The sequence below is a fragment of the Rheinheimera sp. UJ63 genome (assembly GCF_021568285.1).
GTDB lineage: Bacteria > Pseudomonadota > Gammaproteobacteria > Enterobacterales > Alteromonadaceae > Alishewanella > Alishewanella maricola.
The window spans coordinates 25770-48491 of the sequence record NZ_JAKGTQ010000007.1; the positions used below are offsets into that span (position 1 = coordinate 25770).

20 protein-coding genes are annotated in these 22722 nt (G+C 46.9%); 5 read left to right on the forward strand and 15 right to left on the reverse strand.

What is annotated here, in order from left to right; translation table 11 throughout:
- Positions 1–23 precede the first annotated feature (23 nt).
- On the forward strand, positions 24–710 hold the full coding sequence (gene yrfG, locus L1N97_RS15050; RefSeq protein ID WP_229586008.1) for a GMP/IMP nucleotidase: 687 nt from the start codon (positions 24–26) through the stop codon (positions 708–710).
- Here yrfG and L1N97_RS15055 read toward each other — a convergent pair.
- The 12 genes from L1N97_RS15055 to gspC all read right to left on the reverse strand — a co-directional run bounded on the left by L1N97_RS15055 (position 692) and on the right by gspC (position 11847).
- A complete protein-coding gene (locus tag L1N97_RS15055; protein ID WP_236130369.1) occupies positions 692–1441 on the reverse strand; it encodes a type II secretion system protein N in 750 nt (249 codons plus the stop codon). The genes yrfG and L1N97_RS15055 overlap by 19 nt on opposite strands.
- A gap of 1 nt (position 1442) precedes the next feature.
- A complete protein-coding gene (gspM, locus tag L1N97_RS15060) occupies positions 1443–1913 on the reverse strand; it encodes a type II secretion system protein GspM (RefSeq protein WP_229586010.1) in 471 nt (156 codons plus the stop codon).
- A complete protein-coding gene (gene gspL / locus L1N97_RS15065; RefSeq protein WP_236130370.1) occupies positions 1910–3103 on the reverse strand; it encodes a type II secretion system protein GspL in 1194 nt (397 codons plus the stop codon). The genes gspM and gspL overlap by 4 nt, the downstream gene beginning before the upstream one ends.
- Positions 3100–4092: a type II secretion system minor pseudopilin GspK gene (gene gspK, locus L1N97_RS15070; RefSeq protein ID WP_229586012.1), complete on the reverse strand. Its 993-nt coding sequence runs from the start codon at positions 4090–4092 to the stop codon at positions 3100–3102. Before gspK ends, gspL begins: the two co-directional genes overlap by 4 nt.
- Complete coding sequence (gene gspJ / locus L1N97_RS15075) at positions 4089–4703, reverse strand: type II secretion system minor pseudopilin GspJ (protein ID WP_229586013.1); 615 nt, start codon at positions 4701–4703, stop codon at positions 4089–4091. The genes gspK and gspJ overlap by 4 nt, the downstream gene beginning before the upstream one ends.
- Positions 4696–5064: a type II secretion system minor pseudopilin GspI gene (gene gspI, locus L1N97_RS15080; protein WP_229586014.1), complete on the reverse strand. Its 369-nt coding sequence runs from the start codon at positions 5062–5064 to the stop codon at positions 4696–4698. Before gspI ends, gspJ begins: the two co-directional genes overlap by 8 nt.
- Positions 5064–5627 (reverse strand): type II secretion system minor pseudopilin GspH, encoded by a 564-nt coding sequence (gene gspH / locus L1N97_RS15085; RefSeq protein ID WP_229586015.1) that lies wholly within the window; start codon positions 5625–5627, stop codon positions 5064–5066. The genes gspI and gspH overlap by 1 nt, the downstream gene beginning before the upstream one ends.
- Positions 5627–6064, reverse strand: coding sequence for a type II secretion system major pseudopilin GspG (gspG, locus tag L1N97_RS15090; RefSeq protein WP_229586016.1), 438 nt, complete (start codon positions 6062–6064; stop codon positions 5627–5629). Before gspG ends, gspH begins: the two co-directional genes overlap by 1 nt.
- Entirely contained in the window at positions 6065–7288 is a 1224-nt protein-coding gene (gene gspF, locus L1N97_RS15095; protein ID WP_229586017.1) for a type II secretion system inner membrane protein GspF, read from the reverse strand. It abuts the gene before it with no gap.
- Positions 7288–8799: a type II secretion system ATPase GspE gene (gspE, locus tag L1N97_RS15100; RefSeq protein ID WP_329605563.1), complete on the reverse strand. Its 1512-nt coding sequence runs from the start codon at positions 8797–8799 to the stop codon at positions 7288–7290. The genes gspF and gspE overlap by 1 nt, the downstream gene beginning before the upstream one ends.
- Positions 8796–10841 (reverse strand): type II secretion system secretin GspD, encoded by a 2046-nt coding sequence (gene gspD / locus L1N97_RS15105; RefSeq protein WP_329605564.1) that lies wholly within the window; start codon positions 10839–10841, stop codon positions 8796–8798. Before gspD ends, gspE begins: the two co-directional genes overlap by 4 nt.
- Positions 10842–10917: 76 nt before the next feature.
- Positions 10918–11847: a type II secretion system protein GspC gene (gene gspC / locus L1N97_RS15110; RefSeq protein ID WP_268964799.1), complete on the reverse strand. Its 930-nt coding sequence runs from the start codon at positions 11845–11847 to the stop codon at positions 10918–10920.
- Between the two features lie 264 nt (positions 11848–12111).
- Between gspC and hslR the strand changes: the two genes are divergently transcribed.
- The gene (gene hslR / locus L1N97_RS15115; RefSeq protein ID WP_226751321.1) at positions 12112–12525 is read left to right on the forward strand and encodes a ribosome-associated heat shock protein Hsp15; all 414 of its coding nucleotides are present in this window, start codon (positions 12112–12114) and stop codon (positions 12523–12525) included.
- 11 nt (positions 12526–12536) lie between these two features.
- Entirely contained in the window at positions 12537–13382 is an 846-nt protein-coding gene (gene hslO, locus L1N97_RS15120) for an Hsp33 family molecular chaperone HslO (RefSeq protein WP_236130373.1), read from the forward strand.
- A 70-nt stretch (positions 13383–13452) separates the two neighbouring features.
- On the opposite strand, the gene L1N97_RS15125 is transcribed toward hslO, so the two are convergent.
- The 3 genes from L1N97_RS15125 to ompR all read right to left on the reverse strand — a co-directional run bounded on the left by L1N97_RS15125 (position 13453) and on the right by ompR (position 19537).
- Positions 13453–17208: a S8 family serine peptidase gene (locus L1N97_RS15125; protein ID WP_236130424.1), complete on the reverse strand. Its 3756-nt coding sequence runs from the start codon at positions 17206–17208 to the stop codon at positions 13453–13455.
- A gap of 296 nt (positions 17209–17504) precedes the next feature.
- Positions 17505–18815, reverse strand: coding sequence for a two-component system sensor histidine kinase EnvZ (gene envZ, locus L1N97_RS15130; RefSeq protein WP_236130374.1), 1311 nt, complete (start codon positions 18813–18815; stop codon positions 17505–17507).
- Positions 18815–19537 (reverse strand): osmolarity response regulator transcription factor OmpR, encoded by a 723-nt coding sequence (gene ompR, locus L1N97_RS15135; RefSeq protein WP_226751324.1) that lies wholly within the window; start codon positions 19535–19537, stop codon positions 18815–18817. Before ompR ends, envZ begins: the two co-directional genes overlap by 1 nt.
- A gap of 272 nt (positions 19538–19809) precedes the next feature.
- Here ompR and greB point away from each other — a divergent pair, with 272 nt between their 5' ends.
- Together greB and L1N97_RS15145 are read left to right on the forward strand one after the other, a co-directional pair.
- On the forward strand, positions 19810–20307 hold the full coding sequence (gene greB / locus L1N97_RS15140; protein ID WP_229586022.1) for a transcription elongation factor GreB: 498 nt from the start codon (positions 19810–19812) through the stop codon (positions 20305–20307).
- A gap of 101 nt (positions 20308–20408) precedes the next feature.
- Positions 20409–22712: a Tex family protein gene (locus L1N97_RS15145; protein ID WP_236130375.1), complete on the forward strand. Its 2304-nt coding sequence runs from the start codon at positions 20409–20411 to the stop codon at positions 22710–22712.
- Positions 22713–22722: the final 10 nt, after the last annotated feature.

The following is a 22722-nucleotide window of genomic DNA, read 5'->3' on the forward strand; positions in this document are numbered from 1 at the left end:
AAAACGATTAATAGGAAAAACCTATGCTGCAATGGTCAGAAATCGACACCGTCTTGCTCGATATGGATGGCACCCTGCTCGATTTGCACTTTGATAATTACTTTTGGCAACAGCATTTACCCCTGCGCTGGGCTGAAATTAGCGGTATCAGCCCTCAGCAAGCGGCGGCTGAATTGGCAGAAGAATACCAACGTTTGCAAGGTAAACTAGAATGGTATTGCCTCGATTACTGGGGCAAAAGACTGCAATTACCGATCACCGAATTAAAGCGTGAAATTATCCATAAAATCCAAATGCGCGCAGATGTGCCGGCTTTTCTCACTGCCCTAAAAGCCACCGGGCGACATATTGTGCTGGTGACTAATGCGCATCCTGACAGCTTGTCTTTAAAGCTCGAACGCACTGATCTTGCTAACTATATTGAAGAGTTAATCTCGACGCATGAGTTTAGCGTAACGAAAGAAAGCCAACTGCTCTGGCAAAAACTGCAACATCGGTTAGGTTTTGATGTTAATCGAACCTTATTCGTTGATGACAGCTTAGCCATTTTACAAGCCGCAGAACAGTTTGGTATTAAGCATCTATTGGCGGTGGCTAACCCAGACAGTCAAAAACCGCATAATAGCTTCAGTGACTATGCTGCGGTTACCGATTACCACCAACTGCTACCGGCTATTTATGAGAGCCGCCATCAAAAGTTTAATGAATAACGGCCATTCGCATCCGGCTGCCCGACAAAGCGCATCGCTTGGTGCACCTCTTCGGGTAAGTCGGCCGCCGGTTTTAGGCTGCCCTGTACCGTCAAACGACCATTTGGCTTGATACTCGCGCGAATATCTAAGGACAGCACGTTATTGGCATCGGTTACCAGCACCGGCAGATCCTGCTCACAACTGAGATCTGCATGCAATTGCTGTAAATCTAGCCATTGCCCTGTTGGCGGTTGTAGCTTGGCATCAAGCCATGACGCCTGGCCCTGCAATTGCTGACACGCACCTTGTTTTAAATTAAGTTGGTCTATTTGCAACAGCAAATTCCCCGTAGCTTGCACGGGTAGCGGTAATTGCAACATCGGCACCACGGTTGCCACAGGCATTTTTAATAAGGATTGCTGCAGTTGCATCCCGCTAAAACCTGCAATTAAAGTGCCTTGCATGTAAGGCTGCTGCTCTTGCTGCACACTGCCGGCTTGAAACCTAACTTTGGCTCGCAGCGTCAATAATGACCATGGCGCGAGTTGCCATTCTAATGTCGGTAACACGAGGTTTTGATAAGCGATACCTTGTACTTCGCCGCGCCATAATGTGCCAGTAACCGTGCCTAACTGCACAGTAGCCGGTAATGGCGCTAAGCGTAGCCACCAACTGGCTGGCGTAAGAACGAACATAAAAACACTATAAGCCAGCAAACAAACTAAAACATACTTCCAATATTTTTTCATACTACTCAATAACCATTCTGCGCACGCGAACGATACCCGGTTTATCAGTGGCGCCAATGTCTAAACTGACTAAACGCACCGCATTTTGATACTGTAATTGGTGTAACCACGGTAATAATTGTGCGTAAGCAATATCATCTAGCACCAATTGCAACTGATCATTTTGCGGTTGCATCCGACTGACCCGAATATTAAAGCTACGTGCACTATTACTAATAATCTGCGCTAAACTGCCACCTACGCGTTCTGGGCTGGTATCACCCAGCTGTAATAGCGGCTTAGCTTGTTGTAAAGCGATCAACTGTTGTTGCATTTGTTGTAAAGCAACCACATTTTGCTGCTTAGCCTGATGTAACGGTTGCCAGATTAACCAATAAAAAACCCCAAGTATCACTAAAGGCACTGCAATTAATACTAAGCGTTGTTCACGTGACGCTAAGCCATACCACCATTGAAAAAAGCGTTGCTTCATACTGCACCTCGCATCACAACAGAGCCTTGTACCCGATTACCATCGTTACTCAGTGCGCCTTGTTCGACTTGATAGCCGGCCTGCTCTAGTTGTGATTTTAATTGCTCAAAGCTCTGAAAACCGGCAGCGCTGGCACCAAAACGTAATTCTTGCCGAGAGGCATCGTAGCGAAGCGAATCTAATTTCAGATCAGGAAGCTTTTCTAACCGCTGCTGTAGAACCGCTAATAAATTTAAGAAATGCGGCTCTTGCTTACCAGCACCTACGGTTTGCAGTTTTTGCCGTACTTGCCTAGACAAATTGACAATGCGATCATTCGGGAAAGTATCGAGATACAAGGCACGCAGTTGCTGCTCTGTCGCCGCTAACTGTTGTTTTTGTTGATATACTTCCGTGCCAAGCTGCACAAAATACAGTAAACAACATAGGCCGCCGATCATCGCCGTTAATTTCCATTGTTGCCAATAACGATTCTGTGCACGCTTTGGTGCATATGAACCTTGCAACAGATTAAAATCGGTTTCGTTTAGGCCTTTCGCGAGCAAGGCTAAAGGTAGCTCAGGCGCTGCTGTATCATGCAAATGCTGCACATGTGCTGGCCATGGGCTATAACTGAGCACTTGCGGCAATTGTGCTAAAGCCAAATAATCTGGCCACCAACCGCTTTCAATTGAGGTTGCCTGCCACTCATCTTGCCGCAGTAACCATTGTTGCTGTAACTCAATACAACAAGGTAAGCGGGTAGCGGGCAGCAATAAAGCATCAGGCACCAAGCGCACTACCTTAAAGCCAGCCTGTTGTAACCATCCTAACCATTGCTCTAATCGTTGTCGCTGACAAATGGCCACTTGTTGCCAATATTGTTCGGCTAGCTGTTCTACCTTACCCAGCGCAATATAAAGTTTATCAATATCTTCGGCTTGCTCTTCTTCAAGCATGTAAGGCAAAGCTTGGAGCAATTGCTTGTTCGGTTTTGCTGGCAACGCTACTTTTTTCAGTAACACATCGGCCGCAGGTACCAGAGCCACTACGGCACGATCCGCACCCAGCCTTGCGGCGAGTTGCGGTAATTCACTGACAGCGGCAATTTCGCCACTCGCGATCACTTCTTGCGTTAACGGCGCCCAGACCAACCAACTGATGCTTTGCTCAGGCTGACTACCCAGCCTGATAATTATGTGTTCATTCATCCCTGGCCTCCAAAACGCCGAGCCAATACCTTGATTGCATTATTTTCTTCTCGTTTGAATACCACTGTCAGCCGAAAGCCGGTTTCTAAGTAGGCAGTGGTTGCTAGCAGTGTAAAGTGATCAGACTTAACGGTCAGTACTTTTTTCACGTCATCTGGCACAGTTAAACCGGCCAAGGCGCTGCTTTGCAAAAAGCTGTCCACATCAGTATAACCCTCTTCTGGTCGCGATAAGATGGCTTCTTGGGCTTGTGCTTCGGTTAACTCCGGTAGCAATGCCATTAATAAGGCCGCGCGATCTTCGGTTAAGGTATTCACGTTTAACAACCATTCAGCTTGCTCTGGCACAACACAAACATAAGGCAGCAGTAATTGATAATCTGCCGGTGTTAAATCAAGCATCAATCGCAACTCGGTTACCGATACAAACAAACTATTCGCGGTGTAATAGGGAAAAGCTAAACTGGCATAATCATCTTGCTCAGCACCGCCAGCGGTATTGAGCAAACTATCAGCATCTAACCAATCACTCACCCGAGCCGTTAAATATTCTGCAGGCATACTCAGCTCCGGCACGACTTGTTCTAACAAACGTTGAAAACTACGCTGAGCTAACGTTTGCTGCAATTGGCCTGGCTGAGTTCGGTCCGGCTGCTGTTGCAAAGCATTTAAATTAAAACAACTATGTAAGTCTTGTATTTCACCGGCAATTTGACCATCTTCGACCATAAAACTGGCGCCCTGCGCAGCCCAATCTTGGCCTAAATGCACCGTCTCCGCACCCGCTAAGGAGCGACGTAACAACACGCGAGCAAAGGCTTCTGCCCCCATGCCATACCAAAAAGCTTGTTGTTGTTGTTGTAAATTTTGCTGACGTTGCAATTGCAATTGCAAACGGCTACTCATGCCAACGGCCAGCACAGTGATGATGGCCACAATCATAATAACGGTGACTAAAGCAACGCCCTGTTGCGATTGGCGTATGCTCATAATCCCCCCTTGCGCCAAAGCGCATTGGGTAACACAAAGATCCGTTCTAACTCACCTAAATCGCGTTGCTTAATGCGTACTTTGATCGCTTCTGGCAAATATTGGTGCTGCCAGCGCTCTTCCCACTCGCCAGCGCTGTAATACGTCAGTTGAAATTGCTCAACCTCAGCTAATAAATTTTGTTGTTGTGGCTCGGTATTATTTACGGCATCGACATAGACATTAAACAAGCGTTGTAACTGGCCATCTTGTAAACGATAAGCCACCGCTTGCACTTCACTGCGCGGCAATAACATGCCCGGATTACGCCAACCTTGCTGCGTAAAACTGACCCCATGATCTTCACTTTCAAGCAAATACTGCTCACCCCACAACCGCTCTTGCCGCGGTGCATCACCTTCAATGCGCACATAACGAGGGCTGATTTGCATAAAGTCGCGCTCTAGCAACAGCATCGCGCGTTGTAATTGTTGCAAACGGGCGATAGATAACTTAGAGGCAGCATCGCTTTGCGTCACGGTGCTCAAAACGGCTACGGAAGATAAACCCACGATGGCAAACAGCGCCATCACCAACAGCATTTCTAAAAACGTGAATCCACGGTTATTCATCAAGCCGCCCAACATAGGTTTTAAGCTGATATATCACCACGTCGGGCTGCTGCTCTAAACGTACACTGACCGTCAACTCGCGCAAGTCTTGATCCGGCACTGTGGTGGCACGCATTTGCCAACGCCAGGTGCGGTTTGCCATCTCGACTTCGCCTTGTTCTAAGTCACGCGGAGGCCAAGTTCGCGAAAATTGTGCTTGTTGTAATTGATTGTTCGCGACATAACTGGCAATGGTTAACTCTTCTAATTGCAGTAAGGCGCGCATGTGATTTGTACTGGCTTGCATAATCGCCACACCCGCGGTGGCAAAAATCACTAACGCGACTAAGAGTTCTAATAAGGTAAAACCACGCTGGCGCATTAACGATTACCTAATTCAAAACGTGTTAACGGGATACTAAAATCGGTGCCGACCGTTTGCTCTAAGGTTTCACCATTTTCACGCCATCGAAACTGTAATCGAAACGGGCTGATTTCACCGGACGACAACATAAAGACCTTAGGAAGCGGTGGCTCAGCCGCCGTTTCAGCTAATTCTGTTAACTCGGGCGTGTCAAACTCTAACTGACTCAACAAATTTTGCTCAGCGCCCGGCAACCCCTCTAGCTCTAACTGCAATAACAGGCCGCTAGGTAATTGATAGGCTGCCGCAGCCGTTGGGGTTTCAACCCACTGCCAACCATCATCGCTGTATAACACAAAAGCGTAGCTATTTTCTGTGACCACTAGGCCCCATTCTTGTTGCTGCAATTCAGCCGTTTCAGCAAAGTGCTGAAACACTTGTTGAAAGCGATTTACTTCTTTGTCTAAACGGTCTTGCACTGAGTCATTACCAAAACTCAGTACTACCGTTGACACCAGGATGCCGATTAACAGTATCACCAGCATCACTTCCAATAAAGTAAAGCCCGCAGCACGCCGCATTAATTATTGCCTGAATTGCTACCGTCTAAATTCCAATTACCAATATCGTCATCTGTACCCGCGACCCGATCCGGCCCTTTACTAAACACATCTAAGCGACCCATTTGGCCAGGGCTGATCAAAATGTATTCTTCACCCCAAGGATCTTTGGGTAAACGACGAATAAAGCCATCTTCAGGGTAAGAACGTGGCACCGGTTGCGAAGTCGGTGCTGTGACCAAGGCTTCTAACCCTTGCTCCGTGGTGGGATAGAAGCTATTGCGCAAGCGGTACATATCTAACGCATTTTCTAATTGTTGAATGTCCACCACGACTTTTTGACGAGCGGCTTCTTCTTGATTGCCCATTAAATTTGGCACGACAAAGCTGGCTAGCAATCCTAGGATGACGATAACCACCATCACTTCCAGCAAGGTAAAACCGGCACTCTTTTTCATTTAGTATTTTCCTACCATATTATTAAGCTCTAAAATCGGCAATAGAATTGCCAAGACGATCAGAAACACCACTACCGCTAGGACAATAACCACTAAAGGTTTAAAAATCTCTAACGAAACTGTCATGGTCATTTCAAATTCACGGTCTAAGGTATCGGCGGCACGTCCTAGCATCGAATCAAGTTGACCGCTTTTTTCACCGCTGGCAATCATATGCAGCATCATCGGTGGAAACAGTTTAGTTTGCTCTAAAGCTGCTTTTAACGAGGTCCCCTCCCGCACTCTCGCCGCGGCTTCTGCCACGCTTTGTTTCATATAACTGTTGGCTAACACATCAGCGCTAATGCGCATAGCATCTAATAACGGCACACCACTGGCATTTAAAATACTTAGCGTTCGTGCAAACCGCGCAGTGTTTACACTGTTGACGATGCGGCCAATCACTTTAACTCTGAGAATACGCCGATCATAGCGCAACCGAAATGCAGGCCGCTGTAATAATCGTTGCCAACCCACCAGCAACAATAACAGCCCGACGACAAGAATAACGCCGTAGCTTTGCGTAAACTCACTGGCATTGATCATAAATCGGGTGAGTGCGGGCAATTGTTGCCCCATGTATTCGAATTGCTCAGTAATTTTTGGTACAACTGCCGCCAATAAAATACCGATGACCAGTAACGACACCACGACCATAACGATCGGGTAGACCGAGGCCATAATGATCTGATTACGCATATGCTGCCGCTGCTCGGTATAATCGGCTAAGCGATTAAGTACCTGATCCAAATGCCCAGATTTTTCGCCTGCCGCCACCATTGAGCGATACAGATGGTCAAACACATGTGGAAATTCGGCTAAGCCCTCGGCGAGGCTATAACCCTCGACAACTTTAGAGCGCACCGACATCATCATATTTTTTAAACGCGGTTTGTCACACTGTTCGGCTACAGCCAATAAAGCACTTTCAATCGGTAACGCGGCAGCAATTAGGGTGGCAATTTGCCGGGTGATCAGCGCCAGCTCGGCCGCTGATATTTTGCGTTTTAACCAACTTTTGCCACTGGCCAGCATTTTTTCTTGCTGCGAGGCCACTTCGACCACCAAAGGCGTTAATTTACGCTCACGCAATAACTGTCGCGCTTGGCGGGCATTATCGGCTTCTAATACCCCCTTGGCTTTTTTACCAAAGGCATCTAAGGCTTGATATTCAAAGGCCGCCATTACAGATCCTCACGGGTAACCCGTAATACTTCTTCTAGCGTTGTAATACCGGCTAACACCTTACTAAAACCATCGCTGCGGATACTGGGGCTGAATTGACGTGCGTATTTTTCAATATGTTGCTCGCCCTTACCGTTATGCACCATCTCACGCATTTGATCATCGACCACAATCAGCTCATGGATGCCGGTACGGCCTTTGTAACCACTAAAGTTACAGTGCTCACACCCAGTAGCCCGATAAATCAACAAGTCTGTTGTTTTATTGGCCGAGAGTAAATGACGTTCTTCTTTATCAGGTACATGCGCGGCTTTGCAGTGCGGACACAAGGTTCGCACTAATCGTTGCGCCAACACGCCGAGTAAACTCGAAGACAGTAAAAAGGCTTCAATCCCCATATCTTCTAAGCGGGTAATGGCACCGGCGGCCGTATTCGTGTGCAAAGTAGATAAGACTAAGTGACCGGTTAAGCTGGCTTGTACGGCAATTTGTGCTGTTTCAAGATCGCGAATTTCACCGACCATCACCACATCGGGGTCTTGGCGCAAAATCGCACGCAAGCCGCGAGCAAAGGTCATATTCACTTTGCTATTAACCTGCGTTTGGCCAATACCTTCTAATTCATATTCAATCGGATCTTCGACCGTTAAAATATTCCGATCTTTGGTGTTTATTTCGGTTAAACCGGCATACAAGGTGGTGCTTTTACCCGAGCCGGTAGGGCCCGTGACCAAAATAATGCCATGTGGTTTTAAAATGAGTTGCGAGAATAGCTGCTCTACCGCAGGGGTCATCCCCAAATCGGCTAAATTCAGATGCGAATTATTTTTATCAAGTAACCGCAGAACCACACGCTCGCCATGACTCGATGGCATGGTGGATACCCGCACATCCACTGCGCGACCGGCAATACGTAAACTAATACGACCATCTTGTGGCAAACGCTTTTCAGCGATGTCTAACTTGGCCATGACTTTAATTCGCGATACCAATAAGCTGGATAAACGCCGATGTGGTCGCAGCACTTCCCGCAATAACCCATCAACCCGAAAGCGAATAATTAAGGCTTTTTCGAAGGTTTCAACATGAATATCTGACGCGCCTAGCTTGATGGCCTCACCGAGCATAGCGTTAATTAATTTAATGATCGGCGCGTCATCTTCATTTTCCAGCAAATCTTCCGCTTCAGGGATCTCATCAGCAAGCGAGGCCAAATCGACCTCGTTGCCAATATCTTCCATCAACTGCTGCGCTTCCGAAGAATCGCGTTGATAAGAGGCTTCGAGCAACACCTCAAAGGCTGCAGCATCCAGCTTCTGCACTGTAAAAGGCTCTGCCAACAAACGACGCACCTCAAGCAAAGCTTGTGGCGTCGTAGTCGGCTGCACATACAGCACCCAATTTTGCGATTGTTGCTGCAATAACACACCATAGCGTTTAGCAAATCCGAACGGTAAGCGGATTTTGCTGCTGACCGGTGTTATTTCCAGGTCGGCGACATCGCTCATCATTGTTCTTTCTTCCCATCAACAGCTGGCCGGTTTTGCTGCTCAATATATTCGTTAAAACTGGGCGGTAATTTCAACGACTCATCCCATTCAGGCAACACGGCTTGTTTAGTCAGCGGCATTAAACGAATACCTTCTTCTTCCCGTTTTAATTGCTCAGCACGAATAAAGTTGTATTTTTGCTTACTGATGCCACTAATAGCGCTACCGTCACGAACAATGGTCGCTTTAATAAATACCATCAGGTTACGTTTACGCTTACTGACACTGGTTGATTTAAATAAATGCCCCAGAATAGGTATGTCACCTAACAGCGGAACTTTTGATTCACTTTCTTGCACGTCTTCGTCAATTAACCCACCCAGTACAATAGTGGCGCCGTCATCGGCCATCACGGTGGTTTTAATCTCACGCTTGTTAATCGTGATATCAACCGCGGTGGTGCCGCCAATACTGGATACTTCTTGCTCAATCACTAACTGTACCGCATCGCCTTCGTTAATTTGTGGGGTAACTTTTAGCTTGATACCCACTTCTTGGCGCTGTACTTGTTGAAAAGGGTTAGTGTTACTCGACCCTACCGTTGAACCGGTAATGACTGGTACTTCTTGACCGACTAAGAAAATCGCTTCTTGGTTGTCCATGGTGGTGATATGTGGCGTCGCCAGAACATTAGAGTTGGTGCTGGTACGCACAGCCTGCAAAATGGCGGCCCAATTACCATTATAAAACCCTAACAAGGCGCCATTTAAGCTCTGCAAAGCAGTGGCTAGCTGGGTATAATCGCGATTACTATCGGCGGTAGTGGTCGTTATCAATTCGCCGGTGGTGGGATCACGAGATTGTGTGGTAGTACCGCGAGTAATTTGTGACGCTTGTGCCGCGCCCGCTGCAATATTCACGATTGGAATCGTATTAGTGCCGGTAAAGTTGGTGCCACCGCCATTTTCATTTAACCATTGCACACCAAAATCGGTGCCCGTGCCATCAAACACTTCGACAATAATCGCTTCAACTAGCACCTGCGCACGGCGAATGTCTAACTGCCTTACGACATCTTCGAGGGAGCGCATCATATCGGGTTGTGCTGTTATCACTAAAGAATTGCTATCTGGATGCGCTTCAATACTGATTTCACGACCGCCACTGCGTCGTGCGGCTTGCGGTGTCGCTTGCTGTGCACCTTGCGCTTCAGCGACAATAGAATCACTGACGCCTTTTAACACTGGCACAAGATCTTCAGCTTTGGCGTATTTCAGATACAACACTCGGGTATTGCCGCTGGTTTGTAATTCCGCATCCAAGCGTTTGGCCAACGCAATCACGCGCTCACGGGCTTGCGCTTCGCCGCTGACAATAACGCTATTGGTACGTTCATCTGCGACAATTTTCGGCACAAGGAAATCAGGTTGTTCACCACGATTCTGTGAACGATAGATATTTTCTAAAATACGAACGATTTCGGCAGCAGAGGCATAATTCAGTTTCAGGATTTCTAATTCCTGATCGCCCGCTTTATCCACGCGTTGAATAATATCAACCAAGCGCGCCACGAGGGCAGCAGGGCCCGTCATCATAATAACATTAGAAGGGTCATAGTTTACCACGTGGCCACCACCACCCTGGTTAACAAACTGCCGTAACAAGGGGGCTAATTCGCGAACCGAGACGTTACGCACCGGAACCACCCGCGTCACCATTTCATCGCCAAAGCCCGGATCATCATCCCCCACTACCGGTATATTGGATGTCTTCGCATCTTTGTTGCGCACGACTTTCATAATGCCGCTGTCCATTTCGACAACGGCAAAGCCGTATACTTCCAGCACATTGAGGAAGAATTGATAATACTGCTCTTCGGTCAGCATATCGTAACTACGCACATTGATCCGACCCCGTACTTGCGGGTCTACAATAATGGTTTTTTTCAGATTCATACCGACGATATTAATAAACTCATTAATGTCGGTACCTTTAAAGTTTGGCGAGTACTTAATGTCACTATCTGCGGCCACTGAAAAGCTGAGCAACGCAGCTAACATCATGCTTGCAAGAGTGCGCCCTTTGTTCCGGAGGAAAAAGCCTGATTTCATGAGAGATTAACCAATTTTTATCATTATATTATTGTGACAGACTAAACAGAATATCTCTGATTTCGCCATCTCGTTCAACCTTTACCGATGCTTCTGTGGCATCGCGCATATCATTTATTACTCGCAACGCTTGTTGCATGTCATTTAGCGCCACACCATTGATCTCAATGGCCAGGTCGCCTTCTAAAAAACCGAGTTGTTGAAAGACAGCAATATCTTTGCCTGGCATCAAACGATAACCCGCAAGCTGTCCATCTCGCTGTACCGGTGTCACCCGCACATAATCGAAAAACTTCATCGGCTCAGCCATAATCTCATCACGGCGAGCCTGCACTTCAGGTGTATTAAACCCTGTCGCAATGGGTTGCGCTAACACTATGGGCTCTTCTACGGCATAGGCATCGGCATTATCTTCCCGGCCTAAGCCGGCATTTGCTTGCGCGATACGCGTAAATTCGACACCATCCAGCATTAAGGTTTCATAGCGACCATTAATTTCCAGCAATACGCGATCGTCTAACACCTGATGCAATTTAGCACGGGTACCCTCAAGATTATCACCAACAGCGTAAGTTACCTCTGTGCCGCGTTGCTCAATAATGGCACTACCGGCTTCAGGCTTAGCGGGCACAGCCACTAAGCCCGTTAATTTGGCATTTAATTGTGTTTTTGGCGCTTCAGTAACCACCGCCACTGGCGCGGCTGTTTCGGGTGCCGCTTCACCAAATAGCGCATAGCGCGTTAAATTGTTTAAATCTTGCGGTACTTCATGATTAACGTTGCCGTTACTAGCACTGCTCGACACCGTTAAGGCCGGTGCGGTAGGCGATGGCAGTAACTGCCAACTCAATTTTGCGAGCAGCCAGGCTAATATCAACAGCAGCAACAGATTTAAGGCGCTGCGAAGCGGCCGTAACGGCAGCCTTTGTAGCTGCGTAGGCAACTGAAGAAGGGACATTGAGAAACTCAAATTTATACTCTCATCCTGATATTAAGCTAAAGGCATCTTACTGAGTTGCAACGGCATCAACAAGCTTTGCCGTGCTTATTTACAAACTTATAACCATAAAAATGACTCTGATTGTAAGCCAAAAAGAACTTTTCCACTATAATAGCCAAACCGACCATCAGGGTGGCCATGGTTTTTAGTCAACGCAACTCGTGATAACCTTTGTCTATACGTGAAAGAATTTACCATGGTCGAACAATTTACAGGTAAAAGATGACAACTCAACATCACACTGATAAAAAAGCACCGCAGAATATTCGCTTAGACAAGTGGTTATGGGGCTGCCGCTTTTATAAAACACGTGCGTTAGCTAAAGACATGATCGACGGTGGAAAGGTTCATTACAATGGCCAACGTTGTAAATCAAGTCGTCAAGTTGAGATTGGAGCAACCATTCGTTTAGCGCAAGGCGTAGATGAAAAAATTGTGATCGTGACCGGCTTAACAGAAAAGCGTTTAGCTGCACCTTTGGCACAACAACTTTATGAAGAAACCGCTGAAAGTACGCAGCGGCGCGCAGAGCGCGCGGAATTACGTAAAACCAACTCTTTATTTGCACCGCATCCGGATACCAAACCCGATAAAAAAGAGCGGCGGCAATTATTATTATTAAAATCCCAGCAGTGAGAGAAACCAGCATGGCTTCGGATGCATTGATACGTTTTTTATTTCAACAAAAACATGTTCGCGGTGAATTAGCTTATGCGAGTGACAGCCTAGAACACATGTTAGAACATCACCAATATCCATTACCCGTTAAGCAATTACTGGCAGAACTGGTTATGGCGACCAGCTTACTCACCGCTACCTTAAAGTTTGAAGGCGAAATTGCTGTTCAGCTGCAAGGTGATGGCCCAGTTAAATTCGCCGCGGTAAATGGCAATCACCTTCAACAGTTTCGTGGTGTAGTGCGAATGCAAGCCGAGTTACAAGGCGAGAGCTTTAACGAACTGATTGGGCATGGCTATTTAATAGTCACCATCACCCCCACTCAAGGCGAGCGTTATCAGGGCATTATTCCGCTGACAGGGAATAGTTTAAGCGAAACGCTGGAAGCATATTTTCATCAATCAGAGCAATTGCCTACCCGCCTCTATTTATTCACCGATATTGGCGAGAAAAGCCGAGCCGCTGGGCTTATGTTACAAGTTTTACCGGTTGATCCCGATAAAGCGCGAGAGGATTTTCAAGATTTAGTCACCCTTTCCGATACTATTACCGCGACGGAGCTGTTAGACCTGCCGCCTAATGACATGCTTTATCGCTTGTACCATCAAGAACAGGTTGAAGTGTTTCCTAGCCAAGCAATTAGCTTTGTCTGTGGTTGCTCGAAGCAAAAGTGTGAAACCGCTTTATTTAGCTTGGGCCGTGCCGTAGTGGCAGAACAGCAAGCCCTAGGCGGGCTGGATATGTCATGCGAATACTGTAATAAGTCTTATCATTTTAGCGTAGATGATCTGCAAGCTATCCACGATAAACTTTAAACTTTGGTTTAAGCTATAAAAAAAACCTCCGACAATGTCGGAGGTTTTTTAGTTTAAAGCGAAAGTTTAATTACGCTTTTTTAGCAAAGCGGCGACGAATAAACAGCACCGGCACTAATAACAGACCAAACAGTCCGAAAGCACCTGAGCTCTTATGCGTTACAGTAACACTGGCGTTAGCCGTTGCCTGTAAGCCTGCAGTGTCACGAGCGGTGATCGTAATGCTATGAGTTTTTGCATCATCACGGCTCGGTGAACGCGTCAGAATTAACTGGCCATTTTGTACGGCAAACAATGAATTGTTCGTCGTTACTGAGCTGATCGTCGCACCCGACTCTTTTGCTTGTGCAGTAACAGAACCGACAACAGTTCCTGCAGCAGTACCCGATGCTAAGGTTGCCATAGTCACCGAGGCTGTTAAGGTCGGCATGGCATCTGCAACGTTAACCACATTAACTGTTACACTCGCTGGGCTAGAGACACTCCCTGCCGTATCCATTGCTGCCACTTCAAATTGTACTGACGTCAAGCCCGCTTCGTAATCCAGTAAAGCCGCATTGGCAACAACGATGTCACCGTTGCTTTCTACTTTGATAACCGAAGAAGAACTGCCCAGAACAACAAACTCGGCGATGGCAGAGCGGAAATCACTTTCTGCATCAATGGTACCAATCACCGTACCTGTCGCCGTATTTTCATTCACGGAGAAAGTTTGGTTTGCGGTAACTGTTGGCGCTGCCATTGGGGCTGAGTAATCGGCTACGGCAATAGCTTCTGCTGCGGCAGAAATCATCACAAAACTACGATTATCCCCTGCTGGACGCATCACGTAAGCAGACTCACCGGGTTGCAGCTTAGTAACAACGGTATCGTCATCTGCGGCAGTAGTCTCAGCAGCTGCTGGCGTTGGCGTGACTTCGGCACTGCTTGATAATGTCACCGCTGGTGATGGTGCAATGGTCATTGTGGTGGTCAGTGAATCGGCAATGTTCGTTGCTGTCAGTGAGTAAGAGTCACTACTTGTTCTAACACGTGCATTAACGGTACGACCTAAATCCATGGCAGATAAACCGACAGATTCAAAACAGGCTTCAAGCGTCACTTGCTTACCACCAGCATAGTGGATCACATCACCAAACGGACCAGATAAAGTACCAAAGCGTGTATTGAACGATACAAACACACCTGGTGAAGCGGCATAAGCTGCGCCAAACCGAGTAATGAGTAAGGTGTTCATGGTAAAGTCGTACACACCGTCGTTATTCACATCCAAATCAACTGAATAGTTGCCTTGTAATAAGTGGTTAACTCCACCTTCTAAGTGAATAGTTGGGTATACCGCATAACCTGAACCACAGAAAGCCGCCTCGTCAATATCAAGCGTTACCGCACGAATATCATGCTTAGGATCCAAGGCTGCATTGACTGGCGACGCAGCCACTAAGGTTGAAGCAAAAGGCTCAACTTCTACAACACCGGTATTGGTCACTTTGGTCACGGCTTTGCCACTGACTAATTCACCTTCTAAGCGCAGTTTCGCTGCCGCTTTCGGGATAATGTGATAAACCAGATGCAAGTCGTTCGCTGTGCTGGTTGCAGTATCGTTGAAAACAATCGCCCCATCATATTCAGACACATCGAGCTGAGAAGCGGCCATCAATGGGCTGTAATACACGCCATTGCTTAATGTAAATGCCGGCAATTTAGCCGGGTCAATAGTCAAAGTCACATCAAAGTTAACCGTTTGGCCTGCTGGTACTGTAATACTGGCTGGCATGCTCCAATTTAATGCACCGGTTGCCGCTTTATCAGCGTAACGCGCTTGGGCACTTAATTGGTAAGTTTTTGCAGCAGAACTGAAGTTCTTAACCGTTACTGTTTTTGTCATGGAGCTGACGCTATCAAGCGTTTGCAGACCAAAAGACAATGCCGCTTGTTTAGTATCAAAAGCCGTATCATGTACCCATGCAGCAACAGGCGAACTGACTGCTTTTTCCACATCCACTAAGCCGGCACCGATCAGGCTTATTGGCGCTAATTTTGCGTCTGGATTAATGGCTTTTGGTGTTAAGTACACGTCCATATTGGCCGTGTTCATTAACGTCGCTTTAATTTCAGAAGCATTACGCTCTGGCAATAACTCACGCACTAAAGCCACACCACCAGCAGTAATCGGTGCGGAGAATGAGGTACCATTTGCTCTTGAAGTACCTGTGCCCGTACCGGTTCGTGCCATTTGAATTTGCACACCTGGCGCGGTAATTTCAGGCTTTAATAAACCATCCATTGATGGACCACGTGATGTGAAATCGGCTGTCGCACCCGCGCCGGATTTAGCAGCAGATTTAATGTCATAGCTCACTACTTCGCCAGCATCTAATTTGGCTTTGATGGTATCGCCAATTTCTTTGGTAATCATGACGGTTGGCACTGTCACCGAATCATCAGTACCACCAGCAACAATCGGCGCTTCACCCGGGTTGCTATTGGCAATAATAACAAAGGCGGCACCGCGATCTTGTGCTACCTTGGCTTTTACCACGAAGCCACAGGTACCACGCGATAACAATACCGCTTTACCCGTTAAATCCACATCTTCAGCCAAAGGATCACAGGCAAGGTAACTTCCTGGAATAACCACTAATGGCGTGGTGCTAGAGTTAAAACTAAAATCAAAAGACTTGTTAAAACCCGCGGCAACTACTGCCACATCATCACCGTCGATCTTAGCACTTTCAAAAACACCCACAGACGTAACTGGGTTAGTCATTGCACCTACTGAGAGCGCATTAGGTGTGGTGCTAGGGCCGCCAACACGAAACGGGATATTGCCATCGTTACCGGCAGAAATCACCACGTTCACACCCAAATTCACGGCACGGTGAATTAAGAATTGGGTACCTGAAGTTCTCTGGGTTGAACCAAACTGACCACCCAAAGACATGTTGATAATATCAACACGGTCTTCTAAGTTACCATCACCATTGGGATCCATCGCTGCTTCTAAAGCGCGAAGTTGTGCCACACCCGTACAGTTGACCGGTGCAGGCGCACACACTTTATAACCATAAAAAGATGTTTCAGGGGCAATACCATTAACAGCGCTGGCGACCCAAGTACCATGGCCTTCGGCTGCAGGGTCAATTGGGTTTGGATCATTATTAATAAAATCGTAGCCACCTATCACACTCCCTTGTGGCCAAGCTGGAGCCGTGCTTTGTGCTGAGGCGGCAATAGCTGCGCTGTAAGCCTCTGCTGTGCCTGGGCCACCTAATAGGCTATGAGTATAATCGATACCGGTATCTAAAATTGCCACGCGAGTATTGGCGCCCGTGGCTAAACCGGCATCAACAATTTGTTTCGCTTTGATGTAGGGCGCGCTATCGGCAACATGCAATTCGCTGTCATAAATAGGCATAATATCAACCACGGCAGGATTCGCACGCAGTGCAACTAAAGCTTCTGGGCTAGCCTGCACAACGAGACCGGCTGCTAAGTTTTTAGTCGTTGCTAAAACTTGTGCATCTGCATCTAATACTGACAATTGCGCCGTGATGTCTTGTTGTAAAGTTTCAACTTGAGCGGTAATTTGCTGCGCAAGCTGCACATTATATTGCTGACCGCTTAAAGCTTCGGTAGTGGCCGGGGCATTTAATAATACGTACCATGCGCTGGGCGTTTGGACTTGCTCATCAATGGAAGCTGATACGGCACCATAAACTTCATGCACGCTTTGGCCGTTGGCCGCTTTTAATTGCTGAATGCCGGCCTGCGCAGAGCCTGAGATCGCTATGCTGATGGCCGATGCCAGTAGGGCTTTTTTCATGTTCACCAAGGTGTTGCTCCTTAAAACTATTGTTTTTATATCATTATGCTGGCGTTTATTTATCGTTAAACGCTCTTATTAACCAGCGTTAACACCTTTCACTTGGTTGGTGATGGGCATCATCGCGAGAATGTTGTTTTTATGGATAAAGCCAAGTACGTTTTAACGGCTTCGTTACTGTTTTTACCACAGCTTCATACAAATGTAATGGTGTTAGAGACAAAATAAGTGTAAAGAGATGTGTATATTTAAACTTTGCGTCAAGCATGGTTGACGAATGTTGCAAAATACACAAGTTAATGCGGTTTTTGTAAAGGAATAAGTACGGTTACGACTAAGCCGCCCTGCGCATGGTTGCTTAAGCGAACTTCACCTGAGTGCGTATCAATAATTTTTTTAATAATGGCCAAGCCTAAGCCAGAGCCGCCACTGCCCCGCGCTTCATCGCCTTGCACAAATGGCGTAAACATGGCTTGCATTTTATGCTCTGGAATACCAGGGCCGTGATCCCGGATTTCAAAATAAACCAATTTCTTTTGACGCTGATAGCCACTACTAATTTCAATTGCGCCGTCACTGTAGCGCAGTGCATTTTCCAATAAATTATTTAATACGCGTTTTATCGCAATGCGGCGCAGCCACAATAAGGGTAAATGGGGATCTAAGCGGGTGATCAACTGTCGTTGCTGCACATATTCCGCTTGTACGGTTTCCATCAGCAATTCATTTAACGCGACCTGCTGTAGCTCTTCTTGTTTATGATGGCGCAAGTAATCAATAAACTGATCGATAATGGCATTCATATCATCAATATCGTTAATAATGCCCTCTCTGATCCAGCTATCTGGCTCACTCATCATCTCAGAAGCTAAACGGATCCGTGTAAGCGGTGTGCGTAAATCATGTGACACCCCAGCCATCAATAGCGCACGGTCTTGTTCAAGCTGCTGGATCCCTTTTGCCATATAGTTGAACGCTTTGGTTACTGCAGTAATCTCCCTTGCACCGGTTTTTTCTGACAATGGTGGTGGAAATTCACCTCTACCAACTTGAATAGCTGCGTGCTGTAACCCCTGTAAAGGCCGATTTAAATGACGTGCCAGCAACCAGCCCCCGATCACACTGAGCACACCTATCATCAATAAATAAAAGGTTAATAACGGAAAGCTGGTTTCTTCTAAACCGGTGAGTGGTACGCGGATCCAATACTCGGGAGCGGTGCTTGAACGCACCCAAAACACAAAGTTTTCTGTTTGCGAAATACGAACTTCGGTATCAGTTTGTAACTCTTTCGACATCTGTTGTGAGAAATAACGATAATCACTGGCATTCGCTAAGCCTTGCTCTTGTGCTTCGGCTTCCGAGAACAGTTGAGCGCCGGTGATGCTTTCGACATGCTGACGTAATATCGCATTGGCTTCTGCCGACACCTCCGTTTTTGGGATCAGTAAGTTAACTTGGCGAGCGATCAGATAGCTTATTTGTTGCGTGCTGGGTTTAATGACATAAAACGCCACCGAGAAATACGACACTAATTGATTAATCAGCAGCAAAAAACCAATTAAGAAAACCGTTTGGCCAAAGGCGCTTTTCGGTAAAAACGGCATTAATTCAACCGACCATCGGGTACAAACACATAGCCTAAACCCCATACGGTTTGAATATAGCGAGGGTTAGTTGCATCATCTTCTAACATACGACGTAAGCGCGATACCTGCACATCGATACTGCGCTCCATCGCTGAATAATCACGACCACGTGCTTGATTCATCAGTTTGTCTCGTGAGAGCGGCTCACGAGGATGATTCACCAACACTTTGAGCACCGCATATTCGCCGCTGGTTAACGGTAAAACAGTATCACCTTTAAACATTTCACGGGTAGCAAGGTTAAAACGAAAAGGGCCGAAAGTGACAATGGTTTCTTCTTGGCTTGGCGCACCAGGCACGTCTTTGTTTTTACGGCGCAGCACCGCACGAATACGAGCCAGTAATTCACGCGGGTTGAAAGGCTTCGGTAAATAATCATCTGCGCCCATTTCTAAGCCGATAATCCGATCAACCTCATCCCCTTTGGCCGTTAGCATAATAATGGCAATATCGTTTTCTTGTTGGCGCAATTTACGGCAGATAGATAAACCATCTTCACCAGGTAACATCAGATCGAGCACCAGCAGGTGAAAATGCTCACGCTCCATTAAGCGCTGCATTTGCTCAAAATTTGCCACACTGCGTACCTGATAACCTTGCTCGACCAGATAACGCTCTAATAATGAGCGTAAACGTAAGTCATCATCCACTACTAGGATTTTTGTTGTCTCTGTGACCACTGCCTTGTCCTTTGTGCTGCATTTTCCTCACTATAAACGAAATCACTGGCTTTGCATCAAGCCTTAAGCACAAACAATGTTACAAAACTTTTCAAACCAACACGCCATCACTAAGACAAGGCAGCACCGTTATTCCACAAGAGCTGATGATGTAGCGCGGTAGGCCCCTAAAAGGCTTTACGCCAACAGCGGCTTTGATTGATAATCAACCCTAGCAACTGGCAAAATCGCCCAACACCCTATGTCTTTTTTAACAAGGCTTGTGACTTCTCGTGAAAAGAACCAGCAGTAAAACAACACTGATCACGCGCGCCGGATATCAGCAATTAAAAAACGAACATGATGAACTGTGGTTTAAAAAAAGGCCCGAAGTCACCCGTATTGTCAGCTGGGCTGCCAGCCTTGGAGATCGCTCAGAAAATGCGGATTATCAGTACAATAAACGTTTATTGCGACAGATCGATAGCCGTATCCGTTTCTTACGTAAGCGCTTAGATACGCTGAGTATTGTCGATTATTCGCCACAGCAAGAAGGTCGTGTTTTCTTCGGCGCATCGGTTGTGATTGAAGATGATGATGGTCAAACATTAACCTTTCGGATTGTCGGCCCAGATGAAATTTATGGCCGCAACGATTACATTTCTATCGATGCTCCGATGGCCCGCGCCTTACTCAAAAAACAAGTTGATGATATGGCCACAGTGCAAACACCGACTGGACTGAAAGACTGGTATATCGTTGCTATCCATTACCCCGATGCAGCACGGTAAAATGTCACACTCTTATTTTCTCGTTAAGGCCTTAGCCTATACTCATTTAACTCACCAACGTCTGCCTCGTGGTTACTGCACAATGCAGACAGGAAGCTATTATGTCTACCATTGTTAAACAAATTGCCGCCGAAATTGCCGCTCGTCCAGAGCAAGTTGCCGCAGCCATCGCTTTATTAGATGAAGGAGCGACAGTGCCCTTTATTGCCCGTTACCGCAAAGAAGTGACAGGCGCCTTAGACGACACTCAACTTCGCACCTTAGATCAGCGTTTAACCTATTTGCGCGAGTTAGAAGAGCGTCGGCAAGTGATCTTAAAAACCATTGCTGAGCAAGGCAAATTAACTACTGCGCTAGAGCAGGCATTATTAGCCGCCGATAATAAAACCCGTTTAGAAGATTTATACCTGCCTTATAAAACCAAGCGCCGTACCAAAGGCCAATTAGCTATTGAAGCGGGGATCTTGCCGCTAGCGGAGGCATTATTAGCCAATGCGATGCTGCAACCTGAGCAAGCCGCCGCAGCGTATATCAATGCTGATGCCGGCTATACCGATGTAAAAGCAGTGCTAGATGGGGCAAAATATATCTTAATGGAGCAATTTGCTGAAGATGCGGATTTGTTAGCTCGACTACGTGAATACCTTACTGCCAATGCGCAATTACAAAGCACAGTAGTTAACGGTAAAGAAGCGGAAGGCGCTAAATTTAGTGATTATTTTTCACATACCGAACCGCTGAAACATGTTCCTTCACATCGCGCCTTAGCGATGTTTCGTGGACGAAACGAAGGTATCTTACAATTACAATTGATCCCCGATGCTAACGCTGAGCAACCGCATGCTATCTGTGAGCAAATGGTGGCGAATCACTTTAAATTGCGCCAGCTTGATCGCCCTGCCGATGCGTTTTTACGCACCGTGGTGCAATGGACTTGGAAAGTGAAACTGCAACTTCACCTAGAAAATGACTTACTGAGCGAATTGCGTGAGCGCTCTGACGCCGAAGCCATCAAGGTGTTTGCGCGCAATCTAAAAGATCTGCTAATGGCCGCGCCTGCCGGTATGCGCCCTACACTCGCGCTCGATCCTGGCCTACGTACCGGCGTTAAAGTGACCGCCATTGATGAAACGGGCAAGGTGCTCAATCACACAACTATCTATCCTCATGCACCAACTAATCAATGGGACATATCATTACAAGCGCTGATTGCCTTATCTAAACAGTATCAAATTGAATTAATTGCCGTGGGTAATGGTACCGCCTCACGAGAAACCGATAAACTGGCCGCTGAAGTGATAAAAGCCTTACCACAACAACGTATCAGCAAAGTCATGGTGTCGGAAGCCGGCGCTTCGGTTTATTCAGCATCTGAATTAGCGGCCTTAGAATTTCCCGATCTCGATGTCTCAATTCGTGGCGCAGTCTCTATCGGCCGTCGCTTACAAGATCCGCTGGCCGAACTGGTCAAAATTGAACCCAAAGCCATCGGTGTTGGCCAATATCAACATGATGTCAATCAGAGTTTATTAACCAAATCGCTCGATGCCGTAGTCGAAGATTGCGTAAACGCTGTTGGTGTTGATCTGAATACCGCTTCTGCCGCCTTGTTAGCCAGAGTGGCGGGCCTGAATAAAACTTTGGCACAAAATATTGTGCAATACCGCGATGAGCATGGCCGCTTCAACACACGCAAACAACTATTGAAAGTGCCACGCCTTGGCCCTAAAGCCTATGAGCAAGCGGCTGGCTTTTTACGCATCAACAATGGCGCAAACCCTTTAGATGCCTCTGGTGTGCATCCAGAAGCCTATCCTTTAGTAGAAAAAATCTTAGCGGCACACCAAAAAAGCGTGGATCAAATTATTGGCAATAGCAGCTTTTTACAGCAGCTTGATCCGGCTCGCTTTGTCGATGAACATTTTGGTTTATTGACCATCGCCGATTTAATCAAAGAATTAGATAAACCAGGGCGCGACCCGCGGCCAGAATTTCAAATGGCGCATTTTAAAGAGGGCGTGGAAACCTTAGCGGATTTAAAAGTCGGCATGCGTTTAGAAGGCGTCGTAACCAACGTCACCAACTTTGGTGCCTTTGTTGATGTCGGTGTGCATCAAGATGGTTTAGTGCATATCTCTGCTTTAGCCGATAAATTTGTCAGTGACCCGCATCAGGTTGTTAAAGCTGGGGATATTGTGCAGGTTAAGGTGTTAGAAGTGGATGCGGCGCGCAAACGTATTGCTCTTACCATGAAATTAAACGAGCCTACACAGCAGGCGACAACGGCAGCGAGTGGTCAAAAACCCGTAACCACTAAAACAGCTAAGGCAAAACCGCAAACCGACAGCGCAAACGCGGCTATGGGACAGGCCTTTGCGGCCGCATTAGCGAAAACCAAAAAGTAGCGATGGGCTG